Annotated in this window: 9 protein-coding genes and 1 tRNA gene; 5 read left to right on the forward strand and 5 right to left on the reverse strand. The window is 64.1% G+C overall.

All coding sequences use genetic code 11. From position 1 onward, the window contains the following. Positions 1–117: 117 nt before the first annotated feature. The gene (locus tag KF886_04075) at positions 118–636 is read left to right on the forward strand and encodes an ankyrin repeat domain-containing protein (protein MBX3176515.1); all 519 of its coding nucleotides are present in this window, start codon (positions 118–120) and stop codon (positions 634–636) included. On the opposite strand, the gene mnmA is transcribed toward KF886_04075, so the two are convergent. The 5 genes from mnmA to trxB all read right to left on the reverse strand — a co-directional run bounded on the left by mnmA (position 608) and on the right by trxB (position 6050). Continuing rightward, positions 608–1744, reverse strand: coding sequence for a tRNA 2-thiouridine(34) synthase MnmA (gene mnmA / locus KF886_04080; GenBank protein MBX3176516.1), 1137 nt, complete (start codon positions 1742–1744; stop codon positions 608–610). The genes KF886_04075 and mnmA overlap by 29 nt on opposite strands. A gap of 74 nt (positions 1745–1818) precedes the next feature. Beyond that, a complete protein-coding gene (locus KF886_04085; GenBank protein ID MBX3176517.1) occupies positions 1819–2232 on the reverse strand; it encodes a polymer-forming cytoskeletal protein in 414 nt (137 codons plus the stop codon). A gap of 130 nt (positions 2233–2362) precedes the next feature. Next, entirely contained in the window at positions 2363–3370 is a 1008-nt protein-coding gene (locus KF886_04090; GenBank protein ID MBX3176518.1) for a M23 family metallopeptidase, read from the reverse strand. A 306-nt stretch (positions 3371–3676) separates the two neighbouring features. After that, positions 3677–4225, reverse strand: coding sequence for a YkgJ family cysteine cluster protein (locus tag KF886_04095; GenBank protein ID MBX3176519.1), 549 nt, complete (start codon positions 4223–4225; stop codon positions 3677–3679). A gap of 877 nt (positions 4226–5102) precedes the next feature. Further along, on the reverse strand, positions 5103–6050 hold the full coding sequence (gene trxB, locus KF886_04100) for a thioredoxin-disulfide reductase (protein MBX3176520.1): 948 nt from the start codon (positions 6048–6050) through the stop codon (positions 5103–5105). Between the two features lie 250 nt (positions 6051–6300). On the opposite strand from trxB, the gene KF886_04105 reads away from it, so the two are divergent. From KF886_04105 to KF886_04120, 4 genes are all read left to right on the forward strand, one after another. Then, positions 6301–6376 (forward strand) — tRNA-Ala (locus tag KF886_04105). Positions 6377–7029: 653 nt separating this feature from the next. Continuing rightward, positions 7030–7776: a PEP-CTERM sorting domain-containing protein gene (locus KF886_04110; protein ID MBX3176521.1), complete on the forward strand. Its 747-nt coding sequence runs from the start codon at positions 7030–7032 to the stop codon at positions 7774–7776. Between the two features lie 237 nt (positions 7777–8013). Next, the gene (locus KF886_04115; protein MBX3176522.1) at positions 8014–11316 is read left to right on the forward strand and encodes a SpoIIE family protein phosphatase; all 3303 of its coding nucleotides are present in this window, start codon (positions 8014–8016) and stop codon (positions 11314–11316) included. Positions 11317–11604: 288 nt separating this feature from the next. Then, complete coding sequence (locus KF886_04120) at positions 11605–12441, forward strand: PIG-L family deacetylase (GenBank protein MBX3176523.1); 837 nt, start codon at positions 11605–11607, stop codon at positions 12439–12441. Positions 12442–12473 lie beyond the last annotated feature (32 nt).

Genomic DNA, 12473 nt, shown 5'->3' on the forward strand with positions numbered 1-12473 from the left:
ATCCGGAGTTGTAACATTATTTATTGCAATTGGTTATGACGCGATCTTGTTTTGTGACATCAGTTGGCACGGCGGATGCTACACTGTGATCAGGTCGCAACAATGGAGGTTACGCCTATGAAAGGAATCTGGCTACACGCCCTGGATGAAAGCGGTAAGACGCCCCTCGATCGGGCCTTCGGCAGCGGCCACATGGCCCTCGCCGAAATGATGCTGCGCCAGGTGCGCGAGGACGAGAAGGAACTCGAAAAGAAGGCCTCGCCCATGCACCGCGCGGCCTACCTCGGCCTGACCGACGCCGTGCAGTCGCTACTCCGCATTGGCGGCGACCCCACCCAGGTCGACAGCCTCAACGAGACCCCCCTTCACAAGGCCGTGCGCGAAGGGCACATTGCCACCGTCGCCGCACTCCTCGAATCCTGCAACGTCAACGCCGAGGGGAGCATGGGCATGACCCCGCTCCACTGGGCCTGCGTCACCGGCAACAAGGATATCGTCGAGCTGCTGCTGACCCGCGGCGCCGACCCGAACAAACGGGACGAATGCATCGACGGGCTGACGGCGGCGGAGATGGCGGAAAAGCTGGGCTATATCGAGATCGTCGATCTTATCCGCGCTGGAGCGTCGTACTTTTGAGGGCGCCCGCGCCGTTCTCGGCGAGGCGCTGTTGCGCGATCGCCGAACCCAGCACGAAGCCGTCCTCGTCGTAGAATACCGCCCACTGGCCGGGCGTCACGGAGGCCTCGGGCGCCTCAAACGCCACCGTGGCCCCGCGCAGATCCGGGTAGACCGTCGCCGGAACCGCGTCATGCCGGGAACGCAGCTGAACCAGACACGTAAACGGCGAATCCTGGCGCGCCAGGCCCCCCCAGCAAACCGGCCCCGTACGGAACCGTGACGTATACGTATCGTCCGCGTGGCCAATAACCAGCGCGTTGTTCGCCGGGTCGAGCCGGATAACGTAATAAGGCTCCGGACCGCTCACTCCCAGGCCGCGCCGCTGCCCCACCGTATAGTGCATCAGGCCCCGGTGCGTCCCAACCACCGCGCCCCGAGTCGTCACAATAGGCCCCGGCGGCATCGGCGCCGCCCGCCGCTCGATCCACCCCGCGTAATCCCGATCGGGTACGAAGCAGATCTCCTGGCTTTCCTTCTTCGTGGCCATGCCGAAATCCAGCCCCCACGCATGGTCCCGCACGTCCTTCTTCGTCATCCCGCCCAGCGGAAACCACGCCCGGCGCAGCTGCGGCTGGGTGAGCGGCGCGAGCACGTAGCTCTGATCCTTCGGGCGGTGCACCGCGCGCCGCAGCGAAAGCCGATCACCCCGGGCCTCCAGCCGCGCGTAATGGCCCATCGCGATGTAGTCCGCCCCGATCTTGTCGGCCCACTGATAAAGCGCCCCGAACTTGATCATCCGGTTGCACCGCGCGCAGGGGTTGGGCGTGCGGCCCTGCTGGTACTCCTCCACAAAATGCGAGATGATGTCCCGGTCAAAGCGATCCACCGCGTGCATCACCTGGTGGGGGATGCCCAGCTTGTCGCACACGCGCCGCGCGTCCTGCGCCGCCTCCAGACCGCAGCACGGCTCAAACACCGACTTCCCCTCGTGCTCCGGCACCAGCCGCATTGTCACGCCCACACAGTCGTACCCCGCCTTCGCAATCAGCGAAGCCGTCACGGCGCTGTCCACCCCGCCGCTCATGGCGACGAGGATGCGCGCGTTTTTCGGGGGAGCGGTAAACATGGGGGATGCCAGCTCTGGGCGCACGGGGGCGCGGTTAGATATGCCGCGATAGGAAACGCGCGGCGCGCGCCGGCTTATTCCTTCGCGGGGGCGGCCTGCTGCTGCTTGGCCTGCGCCGCTTTTTGCATTTCGCCGGGAGCCTTCATGGTGCAGCGGCCCTCAAACAGCACGCCCTCGGCAATGCTGACGCGCGGCGACATGATATCGCCAATGACCTTGCCGCCCGCGCAGATCTCCAGGCGTTCGTGGGCGAGCACGTTCCCGTGCACCTCGCCGCTGATGATGATCTGGCCCGCCACCAGATCGGCCTTCAGCTTCCCGCCTTCCTGCACCACGATCGTATCGCCGCTCTGCACCTGGCCCGATACCGTCCCCTCAATGCGGATCGTGCCCTGGGAACTGATATCGCCCTTTATGGTCGTGCCCTGGCCGATAATGCTTACAACTTTGTTCTCGTTGTAGGTCTTGGACTTGCGGGACTCAAGCATGACGGGGTTCCTGTTGAATGTGCGCGTTCAAGCCACCGCGCCGGTTGGGGCGCCGCCGGTGCAGCCCGGGTACCGCGCATTGTACAGGAGCGCGCCCCGGATTGCGAGTCGCCGCCCGCGGGGCGCCCGGCTACTCGCTGAGGTACTTCTCGCCATCCACCGGCTTGCCATTTACCCGCACCTCATAGTGCAGGTGCGGGCCCGTGCTACGGCCCGTGCTGCCGAGATGGCCGATCACCATGCCCCGGTCAACCCGGTCGCCCGGCTTCGCAATGACCTTCGAGAGGTGCGCGTACCACGTTTCGATCCCGTTTCCGTGATCCACCTTCACCAGGTTGCCGTAGTACTGATCGTACTCGGCAAACGTCACCTCGCCCCGGGCGGTCGAGATCACCTTCGTGCCCGTCGGAGCCGCCAGGTCCGTGCCGTCGTGGTGGCGAACCCGGCGGTGGAACGGATCGCGGCGGTAACCAAAACGCGATGTCAGCTTGCCCGCGCCGTTCCAGAGCGGCCAGATCGAGGGAATACGCGCCAGCTTGTCCTGCGCGGCCTCGCCGTCCCGCACCAGTTCATTCAGGCTCCGGTGGCGCAGGCGGATCTCCTGGAGGATCAGGTCCGCCGACGGGCGGTTCATGCCGTAGATCACATGCGGCGGGCGATACTGGTTGTTGACGCCCAGATAGGCCACCGGTGTGTAACCCGAGGGCGCCCCGCCCTGGCCGCCACCCGCCGGCGCCGCGCCATCCTCCGCCGGCTTCTCCCGCGGCGCAATGCCCGTGATGTCGCGGGCCTTCGCTTCCATGTCGTACAGTTCGCTCAGCTCCGCCGTGATCGTCGCGATGCTCGCCTCGTACTCCCGCCGGATACGCTCCAACTCCTCCTTCGTGACCGTATCCCCGGCTTCCACCGGCGCGGACGGCGCCGCCGGCAGCGAAAGCTCCCACTGGATCGCCCGGTACTGCTCGTGCAACTCGCGCGCCTGCGCCGAAACCACACGGTGGCGCTGGTAAAAGAAGGCCGACGCAAAGGTCAGGCCCGCAAGAAGGACGATCGCAATCCAGAAGTGATATGCCGCCAAAGAGAAAGTCTGCGTTCCACCCCGATCCTGCGGGATGAGCATGACGGTCCAACGTTTCATCTGCAAAGGGCTCCTCAGAACGCTCGGCGCATGGTGATTCGGGCGGCCAGTAGTGTGTCGGCTGCGTAAAATCTCTACCACGATGTAACGACCGCAACGTTACGGGGTAGTATGCCCGAGGGGGCCTTTTTAGTTTCCGCTAGTGAGGGGGGAACTATAGCACGGGACAACCGGGCCAGTCAATCACCTTTTGATAAACCATACTCAAGTAGAGCATTTTCTTGTCGAAACCGGGCCGCTTTTACGGGGTTTTCACACTTGAGCGTATACTATTCTTGACGTGGCCCGTTGCGCGCCAGTCACGATTCACGCGTATTGCACAAACATCTCGATAAAATCCTCCGGACGCTTCCCCGCATACTCCCGCCGGTTAAACACCGCCACCAGATCCTGGTAGTCCTGCTGGTGGCCGCTGTCGTCCAGGTACAGTTCATACAGCGGCTGGGTATCCACCAGCCCATCGCGATGGCGCGGGCACCCCACATCCTTGTGCAGCGAGAAGCCCTTGAAGGATCCGTCCCGGAATTCATCCAGCTTGAACGGGTACAGCCGGCAGAGTATCGGCCGTGATTCGTAGATCGAGCAATAGCGCGTCTTCTTGTTCAAAAAGAAGCACCCCTTCGCACCGCGTTTTAACGCCATCATGTACCGCGCCTTGCCCACCCGCAGCCACGTCGGATCGCCCTTCGTCACCCCCGTGATTTCATCCGGCCTCAGAAACTCCAGGAACTCGTGCGGGTTGGCGCCCTCCTCCCGCACAATCCGGATCACATCCCACGGCGTCGGCAGGCACACCACATCCGTGCAGCAATGCCCCGTGTGGTGGCACGAGAATTGTACCGTATCGCGTCCCATATTCGCTCCGTACGACGTTCTGTAAAGCTCTTTTATAAACGGCCCTGGCCCGTACCGAAGTTTCAAATGAAGCCACGGGCGCCACGTTCAAGCTCCGCGGCTCCGCCGCGAAGGCTTGAGCGTGCGAGACTCCAGAAGAGCGCCAACAGTCAAGATCAGTATTTCATCCTCAACGAGTGACGCAACACGTCATGAACGGCTGTACCAAAGCCGTGGCGGACGGGTATGCGCCACCGTCTCTCAACGTCCGCCTACGCGGCTCGCACTTCCAGGCGGGGACAGCGGAAGCGGCGCTTTCGAATATTCGATAAAACCACCGATCCGCCGCCTCGAAATCCCGCGGAGAACAATTCATCTCGTCATTCGCGTGAACTCGCATCCATTCGCGGTTCACAAAATTCCGATGGCGGGCCCGGTCGCGCCCCGATCCGGCCCCAACAATACCCCAAGCCGCCCCCGGGCCTCAATATTCCAGCGCCGCGCGCGGCGCGTGTTTTTACCGGGAATTGCTGCTATACTGTGCGCATGGAAGAACGGAGGGATCGGCCCATCGCGCGCCCGAAGGGGGGCGCGCGCCCTGGGGACAGCCGCCCGCCGGTGCTATCGAAGCGAAGCGATTTCCTTTTCTAAACTGGCCAAGGAGAAAGTCAATATGAATACGGCGCCGAAGCTCGCATCCAACATCGAAGTCCTCCTGGACGTTATTCTGCAGATTATCACTGTAATCCGCGAACTCTTTGAACTGATCGGGCTGCCGCTCCCGCTCTTCGGGAAGTAGCCCCCGCCCCGCGGGGCATCCCGCACCATAGAATCGAACCGCCCGGAAGGCGGACGGCCTTCCGGGCGGCTCCTCTTGTCTTCTTCGGGCCGGCCCGCGCTATCCCTCCCGGGATTCCAGCCAGCGCGTCGCGTCAATCGCCGCCATGCAGCCGCTGCCCGCCGCCGTCACCGCCTGCCGGTACACGTGATCCTGCACATCTCCGCAAGCGAACACGCCCTCCACGTTCGTGTAGCTCGTGCCGGGCTTCGTGGCGATATACCCGTTGTCGTGCAGATCGATGATGCCCTCGAAAATGTCCGTGTTCGGCTTGTGCCCGATGGCCGCGAAATAGCCGGTGCATTCGATCTCGCGCGTCTCGCCCGAATTCACGTCCTTCAGGCGCACCCCCGTAACCCCGTCCTTCTCGTCGCCCAGCACCTCGTCCACCACCGAATTCCACTCCACCTGCACCTTCTCGTGTGCGATCACCCGATCGCCCATGATCTTGCTCGCCCGGAACTTGTCCCGCCGGTGCACCACGTGCACCTTGCTCGCAAACTTCGTCAGAAAAAGCGCCTCCTCCATCGCCGTATCGCCCCCGCCCACAACCACCAGCGGCTTGTTGCGGAAACGGGGCAGCGCCCCGTCGCACGTCGCGCACGCGGAAACGCCCTTGTTCTCGTAACGCGCCTCCGACTCCAGCCCCAGATACTTAGCCGTCGCCCCCGTCGCGATGATCACCGTCTTCGCCTCCCACACCGTCTCGCCCGAATAGACCTTGAACGGGTGCGACGCAAAATCCACCTTCGTGACCGTCTTGTACTCAAAGCGCGCGCCAAATTTCCCCGCCTGCTTCTTGAAATCCTCCATCATCTGCGGGCCCGTCACCCCCTCGGGATAACCCGGATAATTCTCCACCTCCGTCGTCGTCATCAGCTGCCCGCCCGGCAGGATATCCTTGCTCAATTCCCCCTCCAGGACAAGGGGGTTCAAGTCGGCGCGCGCCGTATACAGGGCGGCCGTGTAGCCGGCGGGCCCGGAACCAATAATCAATACATTTTCCATGGTGTTTCCTTCATGAAGAGCCGCGGGAAAAGGGAGGCTGGAGCCCCGATCATACTAAATATGCCCGAAGCGGTGGAAATTGTGTCACGCGGCCCCGCCGTCCTGCCCCAATGGATACCCGCGGGAACGCGTTCACCGCCTGCTCCCGCGTCGAATCCCCATCGGAATCGCCGCCATCGGCTTGACACGCCCCGCCGGTTTTTTCTACAATACCTCTACGTCGTCCTGCGCTACGCGCTGGTCGGCTTTGGGGGGTATAGCTCAGTTGGTAGAGCGCATGACTGGCAGTCATGAGGCCTGCGGTTCGATCCCGCATACCTCCACCAATGGTATCAAGGACTTACGGCGATCCCGTAAGTCCTTTTTCCGTTTCCGGCGGGCAAATGTCACAAAAATGTTGCAGTCCATAAGAACGACCCGTGGCGCACCGGAACGGAAACCTGGCACAACCGCGCTTTTCTCCATCAGCGCCCCGAGTCCAGGGTTCGCGCCAAACCGGCCGTTTTTCTAATGCAATGCGGGACTCTTTCGGGCCGTTTACGCAGCGATTCACCCCATGCGCCAATCCAGAAGTTCAATAGTTGCTCAAAAGTGACAATGCAATTTTCCCAAAATCGATATTTATTATTCATCTTTGCGCAATTCTATGGGATTGCCCGCCCCGTGTTGACCGATTGCATGCGGCCTGACGCCGTGCGCCGGTGATCGCCGGGCGCCCTTCGCTTCCGTAAAGCCGGGAAATCCGCACGCTCCACCGCGGCGAATGGGGCATACAGCGCTTGATCACCTGCCGTCCCCGTGAAGGAAAAGGCGCGCCGTATCCAGGATGGCGTGATTGGCACGGTTCATGCTTCCCGTACCCGCAGGCGCGCATTCCTCCCGATTCCCGGGCCGGGCGCCGCAAAGAAACTCTGCCGTGCAGGCCCGCGAGGGGCGGCGCATGGGCGTCAAGAAACCAGGTGAAAGGATGATCATCCCAATGATGGCAAAACGTGTTGGATATATGCTCCTTGTGATGGCGGGTTCGATGTGGATGGCGCTGCCGGCTGCGGCAATCACCATCGACGACTTCATCAGCATTAACGATCCGGGGTCCGCGCTGTTGTTTGAATTCGTGGTGATCGATGCCGGTCCGCTGCCCAATTCCCCGGACGCCGATCTCATCGGGATCGACCTCGGCCTCGCCGTGTCCGTGCAGAGTGGGAAGATTCTCTTCGAGATCGCGAACGCCTCGACCGCCGCCTCCGCCATCGCCGCAATCTACTTCGACGACAGCACCTCCCGGGGCGGATCCCCGCTGATCGCAAACGGCGCGATTCACGCCACCGCGGGTTCGAACGTATCCTTCTTCGTTGGGCCCGGTTCGCCCTCGAATATGCCCGCCGCGAACAATCTGGATCCGGTCTTTGCAGCCAACACGGCCCTGAGCGCCCACGCCCACAACCCCACGCCCAGCCGCGGCCTGAACCCGGGCGAGAACCTGGTGCTCTCCTACGATTACCTCGTCGCCCCCGCCCTCGTGGGCGAGGCCCTGCTGGATGGCACGCTGCGCCTCGGCCTGCATGTGCGCAGCATCGGCGAAGCCGGTGAATCGGACGCCTTCGTTATCCATCCCTTCGGTACGCCGTCCACGCCCCAGGCGCCGATTCCCGAGCCCGCAAGCGTGCTCCTGCTCGGTATCGGCGGCGCGATGCTCGCCCTCCGCAAGCGCCGGTCGAATATCTAGCTCCGACATTAAGCCCGGTTTCGGCCCGGCGTGCACGGAAGTGCGCGCCGGGCTTTTCTGTTTCGACGGGGTGTGAGGTTCCGACATGCCAGTGGGGTCCGCGACAGTCGGTCGAAACCCAGTCCCGCGAGGCACTCTGCGCTCACCCCATCCAATTTCCGCCGTTGCGCGCGGTTTATCGCCCGCGTTATGCTGGCCCTTTGCTGGCGATAACCGCCGGACGGAAAAGGGAACGGGATGTCGCTGGGATTGGTCCTGCTGATAATCGAGGCCCTGGCCGTGTACGGCCTGGTCTTCGGGACCCACGCGGCGCGGGCCCGGCTCACGCTCGTGCCCTACTACGTCCTGCTCGGCGTCCTCGCCGCCACCCTGCGCTGGACCACCGACGCCGGCATCCAATACGAATACGGCCCCTTCACCTTTATCCTCGGCTCCGTCGTCTTTTTCACCGCAATCCTCTTCGGCGTCTTCCTGCTCTACCTCTTCGACGGGATCCAGGCGACGCAGATCGGCATCTACGTCGTCGTCGCGGTATCCGTCGTGTCTCCCGCCGCCGCCATGCTGTTCCAGTTCCAGCTTGCGGAATTGGATCCCGATACCGCCTCCCGCATTCTGCTCAGCCCCGTCCGCCTCTATGTCGCGTCCACGGCGGCGATGGTCCTCGATTTCCTCTTCCTTGTCATGTTCTGGGAGTTCCTCGCCAGCCACGCCAACCGGGTTCCATTGCTGTTACGGATTGCCGCCTGCCTCCTCTGCACCTACTGGCTCGATACCGTGCTCTTTTGCGCCGGAGCCTTCTGGGACGCGCCCGGCTTCCTGAGCATTCTCAAGGGCAACCTCATCAGCCGCGCCGCCCTCACCGTAATCGTATCGCCCATACTCGCGTTGTATGTCGCCTGGGAAAAGGAGCGAAACCGCGAGCAATTCACGCCCCGCAGCATTATGGCGATCCTCCACCGGAGCGCCCGGCGCGAGTTCGACCTCTTCGTCGCCCGGCGCGAGATCGCGGTGCGGCGCGAGGCCGAGGACGCCCTCCGCCAGCGGGATTCCATTCTGAAATCTCTCGCCTACGCCGCCGAGCGAATCCTGAACCGCAGCGGCGACGCCAGCAGCCTGGCGGATATTCTGCACTCGCTGGGCAGCGCGGCGGGCGTATCCCGGGTGCGGCTCGCCGAGAATATCCGCGGCCCGGCCGAGGAATGGCGTATTGCCGAGCGCTTCGCGTGGTCCGCGCCGGGCGGCGGGGGCGGAGGCGGCTCGCGGAACTGGCCCGCCGTGTCCTATGGCGAAGCCGGCCTCGCGCGCTGGGAAGCCACGCTCGCCCGGGGCGAGGCGATAGCCGGGGATACCCGAACCTTTCCCGCAAGCGAACAGGACTTCCTGAGCACCCTCGGCGTATCCAATATCCTCGTGTTGCCGCTCTTCGTGGCCGATACCTGGTGGGGATTCATCTGCTTCGAGGCGGACGACCCCGCCAGGCCCTGGCCGGCCTCTGAAATTGACGCGCTCCGCGCCGCGGCCGGCACCCTGGGAGCCGCAATACAGCGCGGGCGCATGGAACGGGTGCTCCGCGAGTCCGAAGAGCGCTTTCAACTCGCGCTGCTCGGCGGAGACCTCGGCCTCTGGGATTGGGACATCGAGCGGGACCACGTCATCTACAACGATCGTTGGGTCCGTATGCTCGGCTATGAACTGAGCGATATCGAGCCCAGTTCCCGTTACTGGGAGTACCTCATTCACCCCGATGACTACCCGCGTGTGGGATCCCAGATGCGGGCGCACCTCAAGGGGGAGACGCCCTTCTTCGAGGCCGAATTGCGCCTGCGCGCCCGCGATGGCTCCTGGCGATGGATACTGAGCAAGGGCAAAGTGGTCTCCCGCGACGCGGGGCGTCGCGCCATCCGCCTCACCGGAACCCACCTCGACATCCAGCGGCTCAAAGATGTCGAAGAGGCCCTGCGCTATTCCCAGGAAATGTTTCGCCTCATGTACGAGTCCTCGCCGGTCGGCCTCGTCCTCTGCACCATGGCGGGCGCCTGCGTTCAGGCCAACCGCGCCTTCCTCAACATCGTGGGCTACAGCGAGGCCGAGCTGCGCACGCGGACCCACGGCGACTTGATGGCCCCGGGCCTCGAGCTTGCACGCGCCGCACTCTACCAGAGCCTGCGCAATTCGGGACGCTACGGGCCCCGCGAGGCCGAGTACGTGCAGAAAAATGGCGCCCGCGTGCCCGTTCTGCTCAACGGCTTTCTCGTCACCGGAGCCGACGGCAAGCAATACATCTGGAGCATGGTCGAAGATATCAGCGACCGGAAAGCCGCCGAAGAGGCCATCGCCGAGGCCGAGCATTACCGACACCAGGTCGAGGCCCGCATCGAGGAGACCCTCCTGCGCGGGCGCCCCCCTACCGGCCTGCGCGGCGTCGAAATCGCCGTACTCAACGCACCCACCGAACACATGGACGGCGATTTCACCGATTTTGTGCGCATCAACGATCGCTGCTTCGACGTGATCGTCGGCGATGTCATGGGCAAGGGCATCCTCGCCGCACTCGTCAGCGCCGGAGCCAAAAGCCACTTCCTCCGCGCATTCTCCACCCTGCTGGCGGAGGCGCGCGGGCGCGCGAACCCGTCCCCGGCGGCGCTCGTCGGCGCGGTCCACAACGCCATCACCCGGCAGCTGATCGATCTTGACTGTTTCCTCACCCTCTGCTACGCGCGCTTCGACCTCGACGCCGGGACCGTTACCTTCGTCGACTGCGGCCACACCAAAACCGTCCGCTATCGGGGCGCCGAGGACGCCTGGACGCTGCTGGAGGGAGACAACGTGCCCGTCGGCTTCCTGGATAGGGAGTCCTACGAGGAGCGGGTGGTGGACCTGCGCCCCGGCGATACCTTCTTCTTCTATTCCGACGGCCTCACCGAGTCCCGCGACGCGACGGGTTCCCTGTTCGGCGTTGAACGCCTCGCCGAGGCCATCGGGCTCTACGGCGCCCTCGATTCGGAAGAGCTGGCCGTGCGCGTGCTCGAGACCGTGCGGGACTACGCCGGACAGAGCAGCAACGGGGACGACAAGACCTGTGTCGTGGTCAAGGTCGAAGAGCCCCCGGAAGAGCGGGTTCCGGCCGCGCGGCTCGCCATCGCCGGGGACATGGCCGAGTTGGACCGCGGACGGGCGTTCCTGCGCGCCTTTCTCGAGGCGAACGCGCAGCTCCTGGGCGGCGCCGAAGAGTACAGCCGGGTCATACTGGCCTACGTCGAGGCGGTATCAAACGTGATCCGGCACGCCTTTCCAGCGGGAACCACCGGCACGATCACGATTGAACTGCGCGCCGCCCGGAACCGCCTCCACATCAGCCTCTCCCACGACGGCGTCCCGTTCCGGCCCCGCGCCACGCCCCTCCCCGATCCCGGCGCGAAGAACGAGGGCGGCTACGGCCTCTACATCATGCACCGCTGTTTCGACCGCGTCGGCTACCGCACCTCCTCCAGCGGCCCGCGCGGGCTCGTGCTCGTAAAACACTTCGGCAACTCCAATTAAGCCCCCAGACACGCGGCGCGCAATAGCACAAGTCATTGTTCAAGAAACTGTTGCCGCCCCAAGGCTGCCCTGCGTCGTCCGTGGTCACGAATCCTGATCGCGCCAGTGGCTGCTTCCCGGTCTATTCGTGTCCATTCGCGTCAATTCGCGGTTCAACAAGACAGTTGCCGCCCGCATCCGCCCCGGCGGCTTGAAAACCCGCCCCACGGCGGATAGAGTAGTGCATCGCAACATGGCAATCTCTGGCGCATCGGGCGGTTCCGGGGCCTGGAGGCGGGAGTTTCTTGTATGTCCGAACCGGTAGCGCTGGCCCTCGCCGCGCATCCCGACGATATCGAATTCATGATGGCCGGCACCCTTGTCCTGCTCGGGCGCGCCGGCTACGAACTGCACATGGTCAACCTGGCGTCCGGCTGCTGCGGCTCCATGGAGGAAAACCGCCAGGCCACCGCATCGCGGCGACTCGGCGAGGCCCGCGAAGCGGCCAGGCTCCTCGGCGCCCGCCTCCACGACCCCATCGCGGACGATCTGGAGCTCTTCTACACGAAAGACCTCATCGCGCGCGTCGCCGCCATCGTGCGCGCCGCCCGCCCGACCGTTATCCTGCTGCCTTCTCCCGAGGACTACATGGAAGACCACATGATCGCATGCCGCCTCGGCGTGAGCGCCGCCTTTGTTCGCGGCATGCCCAATTTCATCTCGAATCCGTCGCTCGCCCCGATCTTCCACGACGTCACGCTCTACCACGCCCTGCCCTACGGCCTCCGCGACGGACTGCGGCGCGTGGTCATCCCCGGGCAGTACGTGAATATCACGCCGGTCCTGAAGGAAAAGCGCGCGGCACTCGCCTGCCACCGCAGCCAGAAAGAATGGCTTGACAAGACCCAGGGCCTCGATTCATACCTGGACACCATGGAGGCCATGTCCGCCGAAGTGGGGCGCTGGAGCGGCGTCTTTCCCCATGCCGAGGGCTGGCGGCGGCACTCGCATCTCGGCTTCTGCGCCGAAAACGCGGACCCGCTGAGTGACGCGCTCGGCGAGCATGTGTATACTTCGGTATCGTACGAAAAATCGCTGGCCGAGGGCGTTCCGGATTCCCCGCGCAAGTACGACCGCCGGAATTGATCGCGCGCCTGATCATGATGGCCGCGCGTTTC

Source organism: Candidatus Hydrogenedentota bacterium (genome assembly GCA_019637335.1).
Classification (GTDB): domain Bacteria; phylum Hydrogenedentota; class Hydrogenedentia; order Hydrogenedentales; family JAEUWI01; genus JAEUWI01.